This is a genomic window from Marivita geojedonensis, assembly GCF_002115805.1.
In the GTDB taxonomy this organism is placed as follows: Bacteria; Pseudomonadota; Alphaproteobacteria; order Rhodobacterales; family Rhodobacteraceae; genus Marivita; species Marivita geojedonensis.
The window spans coordinates 145,914-166,279 of sequence record NZ_JFKC01000001.1; the positions used below are offsets into that span (position 1 = coordinate 145,914).

Genomic DNA, 20,366 nt, shown 5'->3' on the forward strand with positions numbered 1-20,366 from the left:
CAGCGTGTTACGCCCGTGGGGGCGTTTGACGTTTGGTATATGCGCCGTTGGCCCTTACATCGGGGGAACACCAGTGGCAAAGGAGGCGAAAGCCCATGTTTGAAAATCTGTCCGACCGCCTAGGCAGCGTCTTTGATCGGCTGACCAAACAGGGCGCGTTGTCTGAAGACGACGTCAAGACCGCCCTGCGCGAGGTGCGCGTTGCGCTGCTCGAAGCCGACGTGTCGCTTCCGGTGGCACGCGATTTCATTAAGGCGGTGCAGGAAAAGGCGACCGGGCAGGCCGTCACCAAGTCGATCACGCCGGGCCAGCAGGTCGTCAAGATCGTCCATGACGAACTCAAGCACGTCCTGAGCGGCGACGAAGACCCCGGCAAACTCAAGATCGACAACCCGCCAGCTCCGATCCTCATGGTCGGTCTGCAGGGGGGCGGCAAGACCACGACAACCGCCAAGATCGCCAAGCGCCTGAAAGAGCGTGAAGGCAAGCGCGTTCTGATGGCGTCGCTCGACGTGAACCGCCCGGCGGCGATGGAGCAGCTGCAGATTCTCGGCAACCAGATCGGCGTCGACACGCTGCCGATCGTCAAGGGCGAAGACCCGGTGGCCATCGCCAAGCGCGCCAAAACACAGGCGAGCCTTGGCGGCTACGATGTTTACATGCTCGATACCGCAGGACGTCTGTCCATCGACGAAGAGCTGATGGCCCAGGTCGAAGCGGTGCGCGATGTCGCCAACCCGCGAGAGACGCTGCTGGTGGTCGACGGCCTGACCGGTCAGGACGCTGTCCACACCGCAGAGAACTTTGACGAACGCATCGGCATCACCGGTGTGGTCCTGACCCGAATGGATGGCGACGGGCGCGGCGGTGCGGCGCTGTCGATGCGCGCCGTGACGGGCAAGCCGATCCGCTTTGTCGGCCTTGGCGAAAAGATGGATGCACTCGAAACCTTCGAGCCGGACCGGATCGCAGGCCGCATCCTTGGCATGGGCGACATCGTCGCGCTGGTCGAGAAAGCGCAGCAGACGCTCGAGGTCGAACAGGCCGAGCGCATGATGAAGCGCTTCCAGAAGGGTCAGTTCAACATGAACGACCTCAAGATGCAGCTGGAACAGATGATGAAGATGGGCGGCATGGAAGGCATGCTGGCCATGATGCCCGGCGCGCAGAAGATGCAGAAGCAGATGGGCGAGGCCGGCATCGACGACCGGATGCTGCGCCAGCAGGTCGCGCTGATCAACTCCATGACCAAGAAGGAACGCGCCAACCCGCAGATCCTTCAGGCCAGCCGCAAGAAGCGTATCGCAGCGGGTGCCGGAATGGAGGTCTCGGACCTGAACAAGCTGCTCAAGATGCAGCGCCAGATGTCCGACATGATGAAGAAGATGGGCAAGATGGGCAAAGGCGGCATGCTGAAACAAGCCATGAAAGGCATGTTCGGCAAAGGCGGCGCCAGCCCCGAAGAGATGATGGGCCAGATGGACCCGAAGGCGCTGGAACAGGCGGCCAAGGCACTTGGCGGCAAAGGCGGTCTGCCCGGAATGGGCGGCGGCATGGGCCTGCCGCCGGGCCTCAGCGGGTTCGGAAAGAAGAAATAACCCCTGATGCGTGAAGCCCCCGTCATAACCACGCCGCGTTTGCGTCTGCGTCCACATCGCATGGACGACATGGAAGCCTTCTGGGCCTTCTATCAGACGCCGCGTGCCGCCTATGTGGGTGCACCAAAGAACAGGACTCACCTGTTCTACGGGCTGTCGTCCGAGGTGGTCGCGTGGGACTGGATGGGTCACGGTGCATGGGCCGTCGATACGACCGAGGGCGAGTTTGTCGGTCAGGTGGCGATTACACAACCACCGCATTTCCCCGAGCGCGAAATCGGTTGGACCCTGTTCGAGCAAGCCGAAGGCAAAGGCTACGCGACCGAAGCGGCAGCTGCTGCGCTGGGCTGGGCATGGGAACAGGGGTTCGAGACCCTCGTCAGCTATATCGCTCCTGAAAACACCCGCTCGCGCGCGCCGGCCGAACGGCTGGGCGCGACACACGACGCAGATGCTCTGTTGCCCGACGGCGAAACGCCCGAGGAAACCGTCGTCTACCGCCACAGCCCGGACAGCGACGGTAGCCCGGAGGCTTACGCATGAGCCTCACCAACGCACCCGTCCTTGAAACAGACCGCCTCATCCTGCGCGGCCCCGAAAAGGCCGATGCCGAAGCGGTGATTACGTTCCTGATGGATGAAACGCGGGCCGCAGGCTTTGGCGGGTACACCAACCGCTCGGACTCGTGGCGCTGGTTCGCCCTGAACGTGGGCCATTGGCACTGGCACGGCTATGGCTACTTCACCATCGAAGACAAGGCGACTGGTAAACCGGCTGGCATCAGCGGCATCTGGAACCCGGATGGCTGGCCGGAACCTGAAGTCGGCTGGGTTGTCTTCGACGGTTTCGAAGGCAAAGGCATCGCCTATGAGGCCGCCTCCCGTGCCCGCCAATGGGCTTACGAAGACCTCGGCTTCACCACACTGACATCAAACATCGTACCGGGCAACACCCGCTCGATCCGCCTCGCTGAACGCATGGGCGCGGTCTACGAGCGCACCTACGATAACCCGAACATGGGCGAAGACCTGCTGTACCGCCATCCGGGACCGGAGGCGCTGGTATGAGCTTGGATATCCCCGTGATCGAAACCGAACGGTTGGTTCTGCGCGCACCGGGCATGCAGGATTTCGAGCCGCTTTGCGACTATTACCAAGACCCGCGCAGCCGCTTCAACGGCGGGCCGGCCGAGCCACTTGATGTGGGTCGGATGCTGATGATCTGCCTTGGTCAATGGCACCTGCGGGGCCACGGGCAATGGCACATCACGCTCAAGGGCGATGACACCTTTATCGGCTTTGCCGGCATATTTCATCCGATGGATTGGCCGGAACCCGAACTGGGCTACTCCGTGACCGCCGAACACGAAGGCAAAGGCATCGCCTACGAGGCAGCCACGGCGGCAAGGCAAGCAGCCGCAACGCATCTTGGGCTGACCCATCTGCCCAGCTTCATCGCGCCGGACAATGCACGTTCGCAGGCATTGGCCCTGCGCATGGGTGCCGTACGCGAACCGGACATCACGCTCCGCGACAAGGTGGCGACAGTCTATCGCCACCCCAAGATGGAGGTGCTCTGATGGGCCACCGTGACATTCCCGTTCTGGAGACCAAGCGCCTGTCCCTGCGTAGCCCTAAGGCCGAGGATTACCCGGACTTCAAGGCAACCTTTGCCTCTTACCGGTCTCGCTTTATGGGCGGTCCGCTCAATAGCTACGAGGCATGGATGCTATATGCCGCCGAGATCGGACATTGGGAAATCCGCGGTTTCGGAATGTGGATGGTGCACCTCAAGGATACGGACGAAACCGTCGGCATGGCCGGAGGCTGGTCCCCTGCGAAATGGCCCGAGCGCGAAATCGCCTGGATCATCTGGCCAGACCGCGCAGGCCATGGCTTTGCACTCGAGGCAACGCACCGCGTGCGCCGTTATTTCTATGACGAGAAAGGCTGGGAGACCGCTGTCAGCTATCTTGACCCCAAGAACCTCGACAGCATCCGTCTGGCTGAACGCCTTGGAGCCAAGAAAGACCACGACGCACCGACCGTCGATGGCAGCGACGTAGTGTATCGCCATCCATCACCGGACGCCCTGCGCGGCACGCAGCTCGCGCATGGCATCGACATGGAAATCGCGCATTACCAGGACCCTCTGTTCAAACCGAAAGGCTGGGCCATTGACTGACATGACCACCGATCCCGTGACCCGCGCCGCAGAATTGCTCAAGGGTCACCGCGAAAGCATCGACCGTCTGGATGCGATCCTCGTGTTCACGCTGGCCGAGCGGTTCAAACACACGCAGGCCGTGGGTGTGCTCAAGGCACAGCACGACCTCCCGCCCTCAGACCCCGCGCGCGAAGCAAATCAGATCGCGCGGCTCGAAGAGCTTGCGACCCAGGCAGACCTTGATCCTGAGTTCGCCAAGAAATTCCTGAATTTCATCATTCAGGAAGTCATCCAACACCACAAACAAAAGCAATCGTGACGGCCCCGCCCGTCCAAACAGACCCTTAGGAGAATACCAATGGCTATCAAAATTCGTCTCGCCCGTGGCGGTTCCAAGAAGCGCCCGTTCTACCGCATCGTTGCAGCCGACAGCCGTATGCCGCGCGACGGTCGCTTCATCGAGAAGCTGGGCACCTATAACCCGCTCCTGCCGAAAGACAGCGAAGACCGTGTGAAAATGGACGTCGAGCGCATCCAGTACTGGATCAGCCAGGGCGCACAGACCACCGACCGCGTATCGCGCTTCCTCGAAGCAGCTGGCGTTGTCGAAAAGAAAGAGCGCAACAACCCGAAGAAAGCCGTCCCGGGCAAAGCCGCTCAGGAACGTGCCGAAGCAAAGGCCGCCAAAGCAGCGGAAGCCGCAGAGGCAGACGCCGCTCCGGCCGCAGAAGAGGCAACCGCAGAATAATTGCGAAATGCCTCCGCAGATGGCTGGCCCGCCCGGCCATCTGCACCTCCCTGCAAGATCGCGGGGCAAAAGACTCCACTTTCCCCAAATTGTTGCCGCTACATGGTGTCCGCGCGTCATTTCGTGCGACAGTGTGCAGCTTGCTTGACGCTGCTTCCTGACCGCGCCATGTGGTAGGGTAACCGCATGCAGCCCTACAGGAGCCAAACGCCATGCTCGCCCGCCTCTCCCAGATCACCGGCTTTGTTGTCAGCCTCGCTCTTCCCGCCTTTGCCGCAGGACCCGAGCAAACCGAAGCCCAGACCGACGTATTGGCCCCAGCTCCGGCCAAACCGCAGCTGATGTTTACTCTGCGCGGCGGCGTGGCATCCACACCCGAGTATTTCGGATCGGACGAGAATGTTATCGGCCCTGACCTCGGCTTTTCGTTCAATTACCTGTCGCTGCGCAACGGACGGACATTTGGAAACCTCGATCCCTGGGCGGACAGCATGGGACTGACCTTTGGCGGATCGTTCAGGTTCATCCAGGAGCGCACGGCTGACGATTTCGATGAACTGGCCGGCCTCGAAGACGTTGATGCCGCAGTCGAACTCGGCGCGTCTGTCCGCTACGGGACCGAGTATTTCGCAGCTTTCGGAGAAGTGCGCAGGGGTTTTGGAGGACATGAGGGCTGGGTCGGTGAAGTTGGCGCGGACGCCATTCTTCGCCCCACGGACCGTCTGCGCCTGAACATGGGCCCGCGGGTGTTTTTCGGAGATGACGCCTACAGCGACACCTATTTCGGCGTAACGGCGGATGAGGCCAGTGCGTCCCTGCCAGCCTATGACCCGGACGGGGGCATGGTCTCTGCCGGTATCGAATTCGGCGCACGCTACCAGATCAACGATGTCTGGGGCCTCGAAGGTGCCGTGACCTGGGAAAAGTTCACAGACGATGCAGCCGACAGCCCGATCGTGAAACAGGGTTCGGACGAGCAGTGGGGCGTCCGCTTTGGCGTGACCCGCGTGTTCAGCATCGGTCACTGATCCTTCGCGCGGACAATTGCCTCTTCGCACCGCTCTGGTCTATCCAGTCGGTCAGAACGACCGGGAGCATGATCGGTGAGTGACAAAGTCTGTGTCGGAGCCATTGCCGGAGCCTTTGGGGTCCGCGGTGAAGTGCGTTTGAAAAGCTTTACCGCAATCCCCGAAGACATCGCCAATTACGCACCTCTTGAAACCGAAGACGGCTCGCGCAGTTTTTCGGTCAAGATCACCAGGCAAATCAAGAATGGGCTGGCTGCGCGCCTGTCCGGAGTCACCAGCAAAGAAGAGGCCGATGCCTTGCGCGGAATGCAGCTTTTCGTGCCGCGTGACAGACTGCCATCCTTGCCGGACGACGAATTCTACCACGCCGACCTCATCGGATTGGAAGTCACGGATACCGGGGGCGCGCTGCTGGGCAAGGTGATGGCCGTCATCAATAATGGAGCAGATGATCTGCTCGAGCTCCGGGCACCGGGACAGAAACAAACGGTGCTGCTGCCGTTCACCAAAGCTGTCGTACCTACGGTCGACCTTGCACAGGGGCGGATCGTGGCGGACCCGCCCGAGGGACTGTTTTCGTGACGACCCAGATCGTCATTCACGCGGGCTTCCACAAAACGGGAACGACCAGCGTGCAAAGCATGCTGCGTGAAAATGCGACAGTTCTGGAGACCCATCTGCGGGTCTTTCTCAAGGAGGCTTTCGAAGATCTGACAACAAGCGCGCGCGCTTTTTCGATTGAGCCAAGAGAAAAGACGCTTCGTCAGGTCGCTGAGGCCGCCAATGCCTTTTTCGGGACGCTCGACCGGACCGACCCACGACCGATCCTGATGTCGTCGGAAGATCTTTCCGGCCATATGCCGGGGCGACATGGGCTCGAGTGTTATGACAGCGCGGGACTGGTCATGCGCTGCCTGAGCGAGGCGGCAGCGCACCACTTTGGCAGGAACTTGGATCTGGTATTCTATTTCTCGACACGTGATCGGGAGCCTTGGCTGCGCAGCACTTGGTGGCAGAACCTACGCAGCACACGGTTGACGCAGGATTTCCAAACCTACAGCGCACAGTTCGATGATGCCCGCGGGCTCGAGGACATTCTGACCGAGGTTGCGGAAGACGTCGGACTGGCGCGCGTGACGTCACACCGCCTGGAAGATGCGGAAACACTTCCACTTGGTCCGCTGTCTCCGCTGCTGGCCCTTTTCGACCTGCCGGACCTCGACCTTTCATCGCTTCAACTTCTGCCGCCGGAAAACGTACAGCCCAATGTTGGCATCGACGAGGTGTTCCTTGCCCTGAACCGGAGTGCCCTTCCGGAGAAGGATGTTCAGGACGCCAAGCGCACGATCCGGAAGATGGCGCGCAGCCTTCAGGTCTGAGCTGCGCCACATATTTGCCAAAATTTAAGCCTTTTTTCGCCACATTTGAGGCAAAATTTTGCCATTTGCGCCGGTTAACCGTTTTCCAACTGCTCGGGGGAGCATTTGGTGAATACTGTGAAACGTCGACTGCTGCTGAGTCTGGCCGCACTCTCGCCGGGTGTGGTCGTGATAACGTTGCAGGAGCTCGCTGTCTCGATGGCGTTCTTGCTCCTGGGCCTGTTCGGGGCCATTGGGGTCGCGGCCGCTGCCCTCGCTTTGTCGCCTCAGATGGCGGAAAAAACCATCAACCCGAGCGCGCGGTCTACCACCTACACCTCTTTGCTGACCTCATCAGCCTTGTCCGATATCCGGAAACTAGCCTCGGATCTGCTCGTGATCCGGGCTCAACTGCGCAGCCTTCTCTCGCCCGCAAGTCTGCCGCCGGGATTGATGACGCAAGACGATCAGGTCGCAATGGTTCTGTCGCAGATCATGGCACGCTGGGGCGTAACGGATGTTCTGAGCTTAACGGAAGATCAAACGCTTGAACTTTGGATCGTCGAACGTTTGATGCGCGCGTCCCCGGCCGAGGCTGGTGCGCTTGCCGGTTATTTCTCTGCACCCAATGCGATGCTGACCATGCGGGACAGCCTTGTTGCTCCAATACCAGCCTGAACTGGCAATTCCCGAGACAAGGCTCTAAAGCCATCGGCGTCATCGAAAGGCAGACCCGATGGAAGACAGGAAGACACCGCCGCAGAAATCACATGGTCGCAAGACGATCCGTGCGACGCTCAAACCACGCGAACTGATGGAGCAGACCCCAGATCTGGCCCGTGTCTGGAAAGCGCAGGTCATCACGCTTCTTCCCGAGGCGTTTCCCGGCATTCTTGGTCAATCGCTGACCGGGCGCGCGCTGAAGGACGGGCTGTGGCAACTGGTAACCGTCGCGCTGCGCCAGTTCGGTGAAGGTAAGCATCGTAATGTCGATGACACGCCAGCAGGCGGTGGCGCGGGCATGGTGCTTCGGCCGGACATCATGGCCTCGGCCATCGACCACGCGCGCCCTCGCATCGCGCCGCAAGCCCCTCTGATCTATCTGAGCCCGCGCGGTCGCCCATTCACGCAGGCGATGGCCAAAGCGCTGGCGGCCGGACCCGGTGTCAGCATGATCTGTGGTCGGTTCGAAGGTTTGGATCAGCGTGTGATCGATCACTACCGGATTACCGAAGTGAGCCTTGGCGATTTCGTTCTCACCGGGGGCGAAATCGCGGCCCAGGCGATGATAGACGCCACGGTCCGTCTTTTGCCGGGTGTCCTGGGCAATGAAGCCTCGACCGAAGAGGAGAGCTTTTCGGACGGCCTTCTGGAACACCCGCAATACACCCGTCCGGCCGAATGGCGAGGCATGGGGATACCGCCGGTACTGATGTCCGGCCACCATGGCGAGATCTCCAAATGGCGGCAGGCGCAGTCGAAAGAACTTACACGGGAACGTCGCCCCGATCTTTGGTCGGCGTGGCAGGCCTTGCACGACCAGACCGATTGATCCACCAGACCGGGCTCGTTTCGTGTTAGACACGAAGCATTGCGCGACTCGGAGGAGATACAAATGGCACTTTCCCTACAGGTGATTTACCCGATCACGGACGATACACATTTCGACTACGATTACTATTTGGGCACGCATATGCCGATGGTTGGCGAACATATGGGGGCGCATATCGCATCCGTTCTTGTGACCAAAGGGCTGGCCAGCGGTCCGGACGCACCCCCAGAGAGCTACGCGGTCGCAACGATGACCTTTGCCGATCAGTCAGCCCTTGACGCGGCGCTCGGTGCGGCAGGGCCGGTGGTTGCGGACATTGCGAACTTCACAAACACGCGGCCTCAGATGCTGATTGGAGAGGTGATCGCCTGATCTCGGGCGAACAGCATCACAGCTGACAAATCGCAAAGGCCGGTCCTTCAATCCACACTTGATTTACTTCGGTGCTTCTGGTTTACGGCGCGTGTTCCGGGTGTCAGCCCGGTGCGGTGATTCCGTGTGTTCTTCGCGCAGGGCCCAACCGCACCCATCCTGGACATAACAAGACAAAGACGACCTGATCTCTGGCGGGCGCAATTGCGGACCCGGACGAAGACCAAGAGCTCTGAGGACGCGCAGACCTTTGCGGAGAAACCGCAAGCAGTTTTAGGAGAGAAGCGATGGATCTTATCGCTCAGTTGGAGGCGGAACAGATTGCCGCCCTCGGGAAAAACATTCCCGACTTCAAAGCAGGCGACACCATCCGTGTTGGCTACAAGGTGACCGAAGGCACCCGCACCCGTGTTCAGAACTACGAAGGCGTCTGCATCAGCCGCCGTCAGGGTGATGGCATTGCCGGGTCGTTCACCGTTCGCAAGATTTCGTTTGGCGAAGGTGTGGAACGTGTGTTCCCGCTTTACTCGACCAACATCGACAGCATCGAAGTAGTGCGCCGTGGCCGCGTCCGTCGCGCCAAGCTTTACTACCTCCGCTCGCGTCGCGGCAAATCGGCCCGTATCGCGGAAGATGCCAACTACAAGCCGCTCTCGGGCGCAGACGCGTAAGGACGCTTCCGATGAAAAAAGATATCCATCCCGACTACCACGTCATCGACGTCAAGATGACCGACGGCACCGTGATTCAGATGCGCTCGACCTGGGGCAACGAAGGCGACCAGCTGTCGCTCGACATTGACCCGTCCGTGCACCCGGCATGGACCGGTGGCAACTCGCGTCTCATGGACACCGGTGGACGCGTTTCCAAGTTCAAGAAGAAATACGAAGGCCTGGGCTTCTAAGCCACGCTTTGCTGACTTCGATGAGGCCGCTCTTTTCAGGGCGGCCTTTTCATTTGGCTCTGGCACATTCAGTCAGATGACCTGAGTCCCCTTCGCCGCAATCCCTTTCAAATCGCAACGCACCCCGTTGCAACATCCCGCGCATTCAGGTCATAGCTGTCCGAAAGGCAGGGTGGTCGAACAGATGGCACACATCATTGTTGTCGGGAACGAAAAGGGCGGCGCAGGCAAATCGACCGTCTCGATGCATGTAGCAACCGCGCTTGCGCGGATGGGTCACAAGATCGGTACGCTGGACTTGGATCTGCGGCAGCGCACCATGGGGCGCTACGTTACGAACCGCATGAAGATGCTGGACTCCGAAGGACTCTCCCTTCCTACGCCACGCTACATGGAACTGCCGGAAATCGACCCGGACAGCCTGCAGCCGGGAGAAAACATCTACGACCACCGTCTGTCAGCAGCGGTGGCCGAACTTGAGCCGGGCAGCGATTTCATTCTGATCGACTGTCCCGGATCGCACACCCGTCTGAGCCAAGTCGCGCATTCGCTGGCCGATACGCTGATCACGCCTCTTAACGACAGCTTTGTCGATTTCGATTTGTTGGCCCATACCGATGCGACAGGCGAAAAGATCGAAGGGCCGTCGGTCTATTCCGAGATGGTCTGGAACGCCCGTCAGCTTCGGGCGCAGGCTGGCCTGCCCCCCATCGACTGGGTGGTTCTGCGGAACCGTCTGGGCGCTCAACAGATGGTCAACAAAGCAAAGATGGAAAAGGCGCTCGAACGTCTGTCCAAGCGCATCGGGTTTCGCGTGGCGCCCGGTTTCAATGAGCGTGTGATATTCCGCGAACTTTTCCCCCGCGGACTGACGCTCCTCGATCTCAAGGATGTCGGTGTCAAGCAGCTAAACATCTCGAACATCGCCGCACGGCAGGAATTGCGCGACCTGATCAAGGCGCTGAACCTGCCCGGAGTTTCGGTCACGTTCTGAACCTCTGGCCTCCCGTCCCGCGCCGCCTATCTTTGGTCAAAGCGCGAGGAGAGGCATGTGACCGGCCCCACGAGAAACGAACTTCTGTTTCGCCTGATTTTCAGCCTTGGCGGACTGGCGCTGCTGGCCGTGGCGGTGATGGTACGCGGTATTTCGAATTCCGCCGCCTTGGTCGAAGTGGTGGGCATCGCGGGCGTGTTCTTTGGCGGTACCGCGATCTGGGCAGCTGTCAAACTGGCGCGCCACCGGGACTGACTTGCCTTGCCTGTTGCGCTGGTGTCTGATCGCCGAAAGAAGGACATGCCCACATGCCAGCCCCCCTCAATCGTTTCAAAGCCGCCTTGGCGTCTGACACCCCCTCACTTGGCCTATGGCTGGCCATGGGTACTGGCTACGCTGCCGAAATAGCCGCCTCGACCGGGTTTGACTGGCTGTTGATCGACGGCGAGCATGCGCCCAACGATCTGGGTACGATCCACGAGCAGTTGATGGCGGTGTCCGGCCACGACGTGTCCCCGATCGTGCGCATCCCGCACAACGATCCAGCGCTGATCAAGCAGGTGCTCGATCTCGGCGCGCAAACGCTGCTTTGCCCGATGGTCAATTCGGCGGATGAGGCCCGCGCCATCGTCGAAGCAACCCGTTATCCGCCTAACGGCATCCGTGGTGTCGGACACATGCTGGGGCGCGCGTCTGCGTTCAACGGGATTCCGGATTATTTGGAAACGGCTGAAAATCAGATTTGTCTTATTGTTCAGGCTGAAAGTGTCGCCGCGATGGAGGCACTGGAAGAGATCTGTGCGGTTGACGGGATCGACGGCGTCTTCATCGGTCCTGCCGATCTGTGTGCGGATATGGGGCTCTTGCCAAATATCACCCACCCCGAGGTCCGTGCCGCTGTGCAGGACGGGCTGCGGCGCATCCGTGCGGCGGGCAAGGCCGCGGGCATCATCGACGGTGATCCGGCGCTCATTCAGCAGGACATCGACGCTGGAGCAAATTTCGTGGCCTTGGGGGCCGATGTGATGTTGCTTGCCGACGCGATGCGGGGGCTGGTGAAAACGTGGAAAGCCCGGACCACCTGATCCGGGCTTTCCCATTGCGTGAGTGGTGGTGGTCTGAATTACTCAGCGGGCACCGCGTTTGCCGGAACGGCGCGACGCGTAAAGTGCTGGCGGTTCAGGCGCAGGACCAGAGCGATGGCGACAAGCTGCGCCACGATGGCAATGCCCGTCACACCCCAGTACATCGCACCGAACTTTTCGATCGCACCGGCGCCGACAAGACCCTTATTGACGAAGAAGTGGATCATCACCGACAGCGCCACGGCGGGACAGACCAGAGCGTAGGAGCCGGGAGAGGTCTTGGAGCCCATGACGAAGTCACTGAAGTAGCCCTGGCGCACCATCACAACGGCACCCAACAGCAGGAACACGATCTGGATCGACAGTAACTGTGCGAGGAAGATCATGGTTTCACCCGGTTGAGCATGTGTTTCAAAAGCGACGTGAAGGCCGTGGCTTTGGCGCACGAAGAGGATGCCAAGAACCGTGACGATCGGAACGATGATCATCAGTGTCGGACCGGATTCCCGCGCCGTGCCGTGCTGGAGCATCGACGCAAATGCGGTGGTCGCGGCAATCACTGTGTAAAGGATCGCCGCAACGCCGAAGAAGGTCGACAGCATCAGAGCGACTGCAACCGTGGTGGCCGAGGTACTCATCGCGGCGGGCGCGGCGAAACCGACACCGACCATGGCAATGCTGAAGGCGGGCAGAAGCTGTGCGAAGGAGTTATGTGCGGTCACATCGAACACGCCGCCTTTCGACAGTACGCGGCCAAGGAAGGTACCGATCATGCGGAACGCCAGAACGCCAATCGCGGCAAAGGCGATCAGAGCCATCGGGAAGAGGTATTCCACCACACTCCAAAGCTGCGGTACGAAGACCAGACCAACGATGAACATCGCGTTCACGCTCATTGCAAGCGCGAGCGGCATCGCCAGAAGCGTTGCTTCGGCGTTGGTTTCGCGCAGCTTGGCGTAGGCGTCAGTTTTCTTGAAGGCCGACAGGGATTGAAGGTTCCAGATCAGCGATTTGATGTTGAGGAAGGCGAAGACGGCGATGCCGAAGACAGCAGCCAGAATGGCCGTCTGCATGGCCAGGCTTCCCGTTCCGAATGCAGCCGCGATGTCTTCGAAGACCGGAACCGGTTGCCCCGGATGAGGCACCCAGAACATCAGAAACATAAAGAAGGTTACGGCAATGCCCCCGGCTCCAAGCGAAGCCAGAAAGTAAATTGGCGAATAGGTATCGGCGGGTCTTGTGGCAGAACGATCCACGACGGGTCTCCTTACATTCTAATTTTGGAATATATATACATTCAGTTTTTAGAATGTAAATAGATGAATTGATCCATACCTCAGGACTGTGCCGAAATTGGCATCGGAGACCGCAATCCAATGCGCAATATCTTGTGGATAATTCCCACCTCCTCACCACATGCAGCATGATTTCGTTGACTCAAACGCTAACCCCGCGACACACTGACCCTCAACACAGGAATCAGGCAGGCTTACCGAGTGCGCTTCTCCAAACTCCGTTTGACGGGCTTCAAAAGCTTCGTTGACCCCACTGATCTGGTCATCGCCGATGGCCTGACCGGTGTCGTGGGGCCAAACGGCTGCGGTAAGTCGAACCTGCTTGAAGCCCTGCGGTGGGTCATGGGGGAAAACCGTCCAACGGCCATGCGTGGCGGTGGAATGGAAGACGTCATCTTTGCCGGGGCTGCCACCCGGCCTGCCCGTAACTTCGCTGAGGTGTCGATCCAGATCGACAATTCCGACAGGCTCGCTCCGGCCGGCTTCAACGATCAGGATCAGCTCGACATCGTGCGCCGCATCACCCGCGACGTGGGAAGCGCGTACAAGGTCAACGGCAAAGACGTACGGGCGCGCGACGTTCAGATGCTGTTTGCCGATGCCTCGACCGGCGCACATTCACCCGCGCTTGTGCGGCAGGGCCAGATCAGCGAACTGATCAACGCAAAGCCGAAAAATCGCCGGCGTATCCTTGAAGAAGCAGCGGGAATTTCCGGCCTTTATCAGCGTCGTCATGAAGCCGAGTTGAAGCTCAAGAGCACCGAAGCGAACCTTTTGCGTGTCGATGACGTGATCGAGCAGTTGGCCGCACAGCTTGCGCAACTTGCCCGACAGGCGCGGCAGGCTGCCCGTTATCGTGCCATCGGGGAAGAGCTCCGGCACGCCGAGGGCCTGCTTCTGTACCGGCGCTGGAAGGATGCGGATATCGCCCGTGCGGAGGCGGATGGTCAGCTGCGTGAACGCACCACCGACGCCGCAAAGGCAGAGACAGCAGCACGAGAAGCAACCAAGGCCCGTGAGAAGGCTGACGCAGCGCTGCCACCCTTGCGCGAAGAAGCCGCAATCGCCGCCGCGATTGTCCAGAGACTGACCCTGCAGCGCGATACCCTGTCCGAACAGGAAAGCCGTGCCGAGGAATTGATCGAAACGCTGACCCGACGCATCGACCAGATGACCAAGGACATGGAGCGGGAAAGCGGACTGAACCGCGATGCGGGCGAAACAATCCAGCAATTGGAATGGGAAGCGCGGGAACTCGCGAAGGCTGCAGAGGGGCATGAGGACAAACTTGCTGCCGCAACCGAAGCAGCCCGCGAAGCGGGTGCTGTGTTGCAGGCCCGCGAGAGCGACCTGAGCCAGAAAACCGAAGACGTGGCGCGGTTGGCGGCCCGGCACCAATCGGCGCACCGGCTGCTTGCAGACAGTCAAAAGACGCTTGAACGCAATGAGGCCGAGACGGCGCGCGCGCGCGAGGCCATGACGGCTGCAAGACAGACCCTGGCCGAAGCGAAACAAAGCGCCGCCACTGCCTCTGAAGAACAGGTCGCCGCCCGTGATTTGTCGGAGCGCGCCGATCAGGTTCTGACCGAGGCGGAAGCCGCGCGCGCGGAAACGCAATCGCGCGAAGCGGATGCGCGGGCCGAACGCTCTGAAGCGGAAGGCGAGTTGAACGCGCTTTCCGCCGAGACTACAGCTTTGGCGCGACTGCTGGAACGAGACACTGCAGAAGGCGGACAGATCCTTGACCGCCTGCAGGTCGAGCAGGGTTTCGAGAAAGCACTTGGCGCAGCGTTGGCGGATGATCTGCGCGCACCGGAGGTTGAGGGCGATGGCCCAACCGGCTGGACAGCCCTGCCCCGTTACGACACTGACCAGCCTCTGCCATCTGGGGTTACGCCTCTTACCAACCATGTGTCGGTACCAGAGGTACTTGAACGCCGGATGGCGCAAATTGGTCTCGCGGAGGCCGAAGACGCCGCGCGCCTGCAACCCCTGTTGAAGCCGGGGCAGCGACTTGTCAGCTCTGAAGGCGATCTCTGGCGCTGGGACGGGTATCGCGCCTGGGCCGAGGATGCCCCATCCGCCGCTGCTCTTCGGCTGGAACAGCTCAATCGACTGGAATCGCTCAAACAGGAAACAGCGCGTGCTTCGGCGCGCGTGGAAGGTGCACGAGCGGCGCATGAAAGCCTGACACAACGGCTCTCCGACCTGACACATGCCGAGAAAGCCGCTCGCCAGGCCCGACGCGATGCGGATGCCTCGGTCACTGAGGCTGCCCGCAAACTCAGCCGGGCCGAGGCGGATCGGGACATGGCGGAAGGCAAGCTTGAAAGCCTGACGATGTCGGTGTCCCGGCATGAGGACGAGGCAACCACCGCCCGCGCACAGCTGCTGGAAGCCCAGCGCGCGGTCGCAGAGCTTGAAGACCTCGACACTGCCCGTGCAGAGGTGGAAGACCTGAAACTGACCGTTGAAGCCGCGCGGATGACGATGATGGCCCGCCGGTCCGAACAGGACGAACTGCGCCGTGAAGGCGACGCCCGCAAAGCCCGGTCGCAGCAGGTGACCAAGGAATTGAGTGGCTGGCGGCACCGACTGGAAACCGCTGAAAAGCGCAGTGCCGAGTTAGCCGAACGAAGGACCGCCGCCGAGACCGAGCTTGACTCCGCTGCAAACACCCCTGCGCAACTGGCTGCCCAGCGCGAGAGCCTCGGACACGAAATAACTCAAGCCGAAGCCCGCAAGGCCGCCGCTGACGACGCGCTTTCAGCGTCTGAGGCAGCCTTGCGCAGTGCAGATCAGGCGGAACGCGAGGCCGAGCGTAAGGCCTCCGAAGCCCGCGAAGCGCGCGCACGCTCCGAGGCGCGCGCCGAAGCCGCGCGGGAAGCCGTGAACGCGGCGGCGGAACGGATCGCTGAAGAACAGGAAACAAGCCCGACCGCGCTTCTGCAGAAACTGAATGCCGATCCGGAAAACCTGCCCAAAGCCGAGGCCGTCGAAGCCGATGTGAACCGCCTTAAGCGGCAGCGCGACGCATTGGGCGCTGTGAATCTTCGAGCCGAAGAGGACGCCCGCGAAGTGCAGGAGGAGCACGACACGCTGTTGTCCGAAAAGCAGGATCTGGAAGAGGCGATCAAAACGCTTCGTTCTGGGATCGCCAGCCTGAACCATGAGGGACGTGAGCGGCTCCTGACGGCCTTTGAGCAGGTAAACAGCAACTTCTCGCTTCTCTTCACCCATCTCTTTGGCGGTGGCGAAGCCAATCTTGTGATGGTCGAAAGCGATGATCCGCTGGAAGCGGGTCTTGAGATCATGTGCCAGCCGCCAGGCAAGAAACTGTCCACCCTGTCGCTCCTCTCGGGGGGCGAACAGACCCTGACAGCACTCGCCCTAATCTTTGCCGTATTCCTTGCCAATCCTGCGCCGATCTGTGTGCTTGATGAGGTGGACGCGCCGCTTGACGACGCAAACGTCACGCGGTTCTGCAACCTGTTGGACGAAATGTGCCGCCGCACCGAGACACGCTTCCTCATCATCACACACCATGCGGTGACCATGTCCCGGATGGATCGGTTGTTTGGCGTAACGATGCAGGAGCAGGGCGTCAGTCAGCTCGTGTCGGTGGATCTCAAGAAGGCCGAACGGATGGTCGCGTAAACGTGTCCAGAGCAATTGCCCGGATGCGTTAACGTGCTGGCATGATCCGCGTATTTCTATCCTTTTTGCTGCTGCCCTCTGTCCTTCTGGCCCAGAGTGAAATGGCCCGCGAAAGCGACCGGCTTTTTGACCACGACAGTCTTGATGCACGGTTGCGCGGTCGCGCGATCATCTTTTTCGACGACGGTCAGTCGCGGTTCTTCGAAGACGGCCGGTATACCTACACCTACGCGGACAATGGTGGGACCGGCTACGGCTATTTCAAAGTCATGGAGGACAGCACGGTCTGCATCGCGTTCGTCACAGGTGCAGAGCGGTGCGATCTCTACGTGACGGATTCACGGGGAAGGCTGGTTGTCATCACAAGCACTGGTGACCGTTTCCCAACTCGAGACTGATCCAAGTTCCGCTGAGCGGGCAGGATTGAACCACCTATAACAACCTATTGGCGAAATTCGGGATATACCCACCAAATCTCGGCCAAGTTCTGCCGAATTCAACGGTTTGACAACAAACCTTACCCATCCGTTAACACTTTATTATGAAATCACATTGAACTGTGAACGAACCCCCGCCCACAACAGGAGCCATTGAGCTTAATGCATGTTCTGATCGTTCAGACCAACCCGCCGCTTGCGCAGATGTGGCAACGCCATCTGCAACGGCACGGGCATGTCGTGGACATTTCAACCGATCAGGACGGCGCAATCGACAGGCTGTCGGAGCAGAATTATCCGATCATCATCTTGGACGTAGTGTTGAACGACGGAAGTGCCATCGCAGTCGCGGATTACGCCAGTTACCGTCACCCCGACGCGCGCGTAATCTTTGTCACCAATACCAGCTTTTTTTCGGATGGATCGATCTTCCAACTGTGTTCAAACGCTTGCGCTTTTGTACCCAGCGCGACTCAGCCGGATGACCTTGCCGCGATGGTCGAGCATTACGCCAAGGTGTCCTAAGCTGCCGCAAGGCGCTCGCGCCCATGCGGCGCATCAAGATCAAGCACGGGATTGATCGGAATGATGCGATACGGATTAATGCTCTCGTGGCTGTAGTGATAGTGCCGAACGATGTGATCCATGTTCACCGTGCCAGCAACCCCCGGCCACTGATACAGTTCCCGCGTATACGCCCAAAGGTTCGGGTAATCGACAATCCGACGGCGGTTGCATTTGAAATGCAGGTGATACACGGAGTCGAAGCGGATAAGCGTTGTAAACAGCCGCCAGTCGGCCTCAGTGATGCGATCACCCATCAGGTAGCGTGACCGGCCAAGTCGCTCTTCCAGCCAGTCGAGACTTTCGAAAAGTGGGACGACAGCGGCGCTATATGCCTCCTGCGTCGTGGCGAAACCCGATTTGTAGACGCCGTTGTTTACGGTGTCGTACACTCTCTCGTTCACCTCTTCGATGGCGTCTCTCATAGACACAGGCCAGTATTCATCTGAGTTGCCAGTGATCTCGTTGAACGCAGAATTGAACATGCGAATGATTTCCGAACTTTCGTTCGACACGATCGTTTCACGCGTCTTGTCCCAAAGGATCGGTACCGTGACGCGGCCCGAGATTTTCGGATCAGCCTTCAGATAGATATCGCGCGCGAAGGGCACGCCATAAAGTGTGTCGCCGGTCGCGCCGGGATAATCCCGATCAAAGCTCCAGCCGTCACCCAACATGTCCGGGTGGACAACCGAGACGCTGATATGGTCCTCAAGTCCTTTGATCGCGCGAAAGATCAGAGTGCGGTGCGCCCACGGACAGGCGAGGCTGACATAGAGGTGATATCGACCGGATTCGGCTGGAAACCCACCCTCACCCGAAGGTCCGGCAGAGCCGTCCGGTGTAATCCAGTTACGAAACTTTGCCGTGCTGCGTTTGAAAGCGCCGCCAGTGCTTTTCGTGTCGTACCACTGATCCTTCCAAACACCTTCTACCAACAGTCCCATATCCCGCTCCGTCAACTTCTGTTGAACAGTAGATAGTGCGGTGCGGAAAATCACAAAACTCCCGTACACGCGCAGCAAGGTCTTGTTTTTTGCACAGAGCGAAGCAGGATCAACCGATCCGCGACAACAAGGCCAGCACATCCGACCGGTGAAGGACCCCGGCGACACCCGATCCGCTCAGCACCGGAAAAACACGATGCGGATGCTCGATGAACATCTCGGCAACGCGAATGACCTCGTCTTCGACATCGACCGAGATCACATTGCGGGACATATGATCCTCTACCCGCCCCGTCCATTCGCGGTGGTAGCTGGCGTGCAGGGCGGGCCGGAAACAGTCTTTCTGGGTCAGGATACCGATCATTTCCCCGTCATCGCTCAACACCGGCGCGGCCGCAGCCTTGGCATCAACCAGAACCGCCACGGCCCGCCGAATGGGCGTGTCTGCGGTGAGGGTCGGGATGTCGGTGCGCATGATTCCACCCACGCGGTATTCGGTCATTCTGCCTCCTCCCCTCTCTGTCGTCGCCTGAGCGGACAATCCGCACAGCGTCCTACTGAAAGCTGATCCGCCGCACCACAGCTTGTCCGCGCGGGGCCACGCCCAAGGGCCAGTCCAACGCCGATGCCACCCGCAGCAAGGGTTACGATTGCAATGGCGAAAAGGACCTCGATCATCGGAATTTCCTCACAAAAGTACGTCCGATATCTCGCCGGTGCTGACTTGCTGCAATCCGCTATCGTCCTCGATCAGAAACAGAGCGGATACATCCCACGTTTTCGCAAGGTCCGGGCCAGCCACCTCTCCAGCGGCAAAGAGCGCCGTGGCCCAGCCATCCGCCATCATCGCTGTCGCTGCCATGACTGTCACAGATCGCAAACGACCCGTGACCGGGGACCGCGATGCCGGGTCAATAATGTGGCTGTACAGCCGACCGTTCAGAACGTAGCTCTGCGTCCGCACACCCGAAGTCGCAACCGCCATCCCGCTTGGCAGTCTCAGTACGGCTGATAACTCTTGGAGATTGAGCGGCGACTCGACGGCAACCTGCCAATCCCGACCGTCCGGATGTTGACCAACCGCGATAAACTCTCCTCCCAGATCAAGAAGCATATCCGTGGCGCCTGCCGACCGCGCCAACTGCGCCGTCCGGTCCAAAGCCCACCCCTTGGCGATTCCGCAAAGATCCAGGGTCAACTCCGGACGCTGCTTTACGACCCCTGCGTCTGACACCAAAACCGACCGCCAGTCTGGGGCACCACCCGACCGGATCGGACCAAATCCCCATTGCGCCACCAGAGGCCCTACTGTTGGGTCGAAGGCTCCTTCACTCTGGCGAGCAATATTCAATGCAGCAGCAGTCACGGACGCCAGATCCGGATCGGTCAACCGGTGCTCTGCAAACGCGTTGAACCGGCTGATCGTGCTGTCAGGCCGCCAAGGCGAGAAGCGCGCATCGATATCGGCATAGAGAGCCTTGATCTCGGGAACCAATTCGGCAATCTCAACTTGTTCGCCAGCCAGTAGTCGCCAATGCGTTCCAAAGGCAGCACCGGCATTTTCCCGAGTTGCAGATGCGTAGCAGGTCTTCGGCACACACAGCGCTGCTCCAATCAGACCAAGTGCGGATCGTCGTGAAGGGTGAAGGATATTTGACGCC

General features: G+C 60.0%; 25 protein-coding genes. 21 read left to right on the top strand and 4 right to left on the bottom strand.

The window, feature by feature from the left end; translation table 11 throughout:
* The first annotated feature begins 95 nt into the window (after positions 1-95).
* From ffh to MGEO_RS00820, 18 genes are all read left to right on the top strand, one after another.
* Complete coding sequence (ffh, locus tag MGEO_RS00735; RefSeq protein ID WP_085634779.1) at positions 96-1,598, top strand: signal recognition particle protein; 1,503 nt, start codon at positions 96-98, stop codon at positions 1,596-1,598.
* 6 nt (positions 1,599-1,604) lie between these two features.
* Positions 1,605-2,141 (top strand): GNAT family N-acetyltransferase, encoded by a 537-nt coding sequence (locus tag MGEO_RS00740; protein ID WP_085634780.1) that lies wholly within the window; start codon positions 1,605-1,607, stop codon positions 2,139-2,141.
* Positions 2,138-2,665 carry a GNAT family N-acetyltransferase gene (locus MGEO_RS00745; protein WP_085634781.1) on the top strand — a complete coding sequence of 176 codons (528 nt, stop codon included), beginning with the start codon at positions 2,138-2,140 and terminating at the stop codon, positions 2,663-2,665. Before MGEO_RS00740 ends, MGEO_RS00745 begins: the two co-directional genes overlap by 4 nt.
* A complete protein-coding gene (locus MGEO_RS00750; RefSeq protein WP_085634782.1) occupies positions 2,662-3,177 on the top strand; it encodes a GNAT family N-acetyltransferase in 516 nt (171 codons plus the stop codon). Before MGEO_RS00745 ends, MGEO_RS00750 begins: the two co-directional genes overlap by 4 nt.
* The gene (locus MGEO_RS00755; protein WP_085634783.1) at positions 3,177-3,782 is read left to right on the top strand and encodes a GNAT family N-acetyltransferase; all 606 of its coding nucleotides are present in this window, start codon (positions 3,177-3,179) and stop codon (positions 3,780-3,782) included. The genes MGEO_RS00750 and MGEO_RS00755 overlap by 1 nt, the downstream gene beginning before the upstream one ends.
* A 1-nt stretch (position 3,783) precedes the next feature.
* Positions 3,784-4,083, top strand: coding sequence for a chorismate mutase (locus tag MGEO_RS00760; RefSeq protein WP_085634784.1), 300 nt, complete (start codon positions 3,784-3,786; stop codon positions 4,081-4,083).
* A 39-nt stretch (positions 4,084-4,122) separates the two neighbouring features.
* The gene (rpsP, locus tag MGEO_RS00765) at positions 4,123-4,512 is read left to right on the top strand and encodes a 30S ribosomal protein S16 (RefSeq protein ID WP_085634785.1); all 390 of its coding nucleotides are present in this window, start codon (positions 4,123-4,125) and stop codon (positions 4,510-4,512) included.
* A gap of 212 nt (positions 4,513-4,724) precedes the next feature.
* Positions 4,725-5,540, top strand: a complete 816-nt coding sequence (locus MGEO_RS00770; RefSeq protein WP_085634786.1) for a MipA/OmpV family protein — start codon at positions 4,725-4,727, stop codon at positions 5,538-5,540.
* A 75-nt stretch (positions 5,541-5,615) separates the two neighbouring features.
* The gene (gene rimM / locus MGEO_RS00775) at positions 5,616-6,122 is read left to right on the top strand and encodes a ribosome maturation factor RimM (RefSeq protein WP_085634787.1); all 507 of its coding nucleotides are present in this window, start codon (positions 5,616-5,618) and stop codon (positions 6,120-6,122) included.
* Positions 6,119-6,919, top strand: a complete 801-nt coding sequence (locus MGEO_RS00780; RefSeq protein ID WP_233139520.1) for a hypothetical protein — start codon at positions 6,119-6,121, stop codon at positions 6,917-6,919. The genes rimM and MGEO_RS00780 overlap by 4 nt, the downstream gene beginning before the upstream one ends.
* Before the next feature lie 108 nt (positions 6,920-7,027).
* On the top strand, positions 7,028-7,576 hold the full coding sequence (locus MGEO_RS00785) for a hypothetical protein (RefSeq protein ID WP_233139521.1): 549 nt from the start codon (positions 7,028-7,030) through the stop codon (positions 7,574-7,576).
* Positions 7,577-7,634: 58 nt separating this feature from the next.
* Complete coding sequence (trmD, locus tag MGEO_RS00790) at positions 7,635-8,450, top strand: tRNA (guanosine(37)-N1)-methyltransferase TrmD (RefSeq protein ID WP_085634789.1); 816 nt, start codon at positions 7,635-7,637, stop codon at positions 8,448-8,450.
* A 63-nt stretch (positions 8,451-8,513) separates the two neighbouring features.
* Positions 8,514-8,822 carry an EthD family reductase gene (locus MGEO_RS00795; protein ID WP_085634790.1) on the top strand — a complete coding sequence of 103 codons (309 nt, stop codon included), beginning with the start codon at positions 8,514-8,516 and terminating at the stop codon, positions 8,820-8,822.
* A gap of 287 nt (positions 8,823-9,109) precedes the next feature.
* A complete protein-coding gene (gene rplS, locus MGEO_RS00800; RefSeq protein ID WP_085634791.1) occupies positions 9,110-9,493 on the top strand; it encodes a 50S ribosomal protein L19 in 384 nt (127 codons plus the stop codon).
* Between the two features lie 11 nt (positions 9,494-9,504).
* Entirely contained in the window at positions 9,505-9,726 is a 222-nt protein-coding gene (gene rpmE, locus MGEO_RS00805; RefSeq protein ID WP_085634792.1) for a 50S ribosomal protein L31, read from the top strand.
* A 184-nt stretch (positions 9,727-9,910) separates the two neighbouring features.
* On the top strand, positions 9,911-10,720 hold the full coding sequence (locus tag MGEO_RS00810) for a division plane positioning ATPase MipZ (protein WP_085635228.1): 810 nt from the start codon (positions 9,911-9,913) through the stop codon (positions 10,718-10,720).
* Positions 10,721-10,777: 57 nt separating this feature from the next.
* Positions 10,778-10,975 carry a hypothetical protein gene (locus tag MGEO_RS00815; RefSeq protein WP_085634793.1) on the top strand — a complete coding sequence of 66 codons (198 nt, stop codon included), beginning with the start codon at positions 10,778-10,780 and terminating at the stop codon, positions 10,973-10,975.
* 53 nt (positions 10,976-11,028) lie between these two features.
* On the top strand, positions 11,029-11,805 hold the full coding sequence (locus MGEO_RS00820) for an HpcH/HpaI aldolase family protein (protein ID WP_085634794.1): 777 nt from the start codon (positions 11,029-11,031) through the stop codon (positions 11,803-11,805).
* Between the two features lie 38 nt (positions 11,806-11,843).
* Here MGEO_RS00820 and MGEO_RS00825 read toward each other — a convergent pair whose 3' ends face one another.
* Positions 11,844-13,061: a TsoY family (seleno)protein gene (locus MGEO_RS00825; protein ID WP_085634795.1), complete on the bottom strand. Its 1,218-nt coding sequence runs from the start codon at positions 13,059-13,061 to the stop codon at positions 11,844-11,846.
* Between the two features lie 240 nt (positions 13,062-13,301).
* Here MGEO_RS00825 and smc point away from each other — a divergent pair, with 240 nt between their 5' ends.
* From smc to MGEO_RS00840, 3 genes are all read left to right on the top strand, one after another.
* The gene (gene smc / locus MGEO_RS00830; RefSeq protein WP_085634796.1) at positions 13,302-16,757 is read left to right on the top strand and encodes a chromosome segregation protein SMC; all 3,456 of its coding nucleotides are present in this window, start codon (positions 13,302-13,304) and stop codon (positions 16,755-16,757) included.
* A gap of 41 nt (positions 16,758-16,798) precedes the next feature.
* Positions 16,799-17,155, top strand: coding sequence for a hypothetical protein (locus MGEO_RS00835; protein WP_085634797.1), 357 nt, complete (start codon positions 16,799-16,801; stop codon positions 17,153-17,155).
* Positions 17,156-17,356: 201 nt separating this feature from the next.
* Positions 17,357-17,719, top strand: coding sequence for a response regulator transcription factor (locus MGEO_RS00840; RefSeq protein WP_085634798.1), 363 nt, complete (start codon positions 17,357-17,359; stop codon positions 17,717-17,719).
* Here the strand turns inward: MGEO_RS00840 and MGEO_RS00845 are convergent.
* The 3 genes from MGEO_RS00845 to MGEO_RS00860 all read right to left on the bottom strand — a co-directional run bounded on the left by MGEO_RS00845 (position 17,716) and on the right by MGEO_RS00860 (position 20,302).
* On the bottom strand, positions 17,716-18,705 hold the full coding sequence (locus MGEO_RS00845) for a glutathione S-transferase family protein (protein WP_085634799.1): 990 nt from the start codon (positions 18,703-18,705) through the stop codon (positions 17,716-17,718). The two genes, MGEO_RS00840 and MGEO_RS00845, sit on opposite strands and share 4 nt — an antisense overlap.
* Positions 18,706-18,814: 109 nt before the next feature.
* Positions 18,815-19,207 carry a CBS domain-containing protein gene (locus MGEO_RS00850; RefSeq protein ID WP_085634800.1) on the bottom strand — a complete coding sequence of 131 codons (393 nt, stop codon included), beginning with the start codon at positions 19,205-19,207 and terminating at the stop codon, positions 18,815-18,817.
* Between the two features lie 186 nt (positions 19,208-19,393).
* Positions 19,394-20,302, bottom strand: a complete 909-nt coding sequence (locus MGEO_RS00860) for an FAD:protein FMN transferase (RefSeq protein WP_233139522.1) — start codon at positions 20,300-20,302, stop codon at positions 19,394-19,396.
* Positions 20,303-20,366 lie beyond the last annotated feature (64 nt).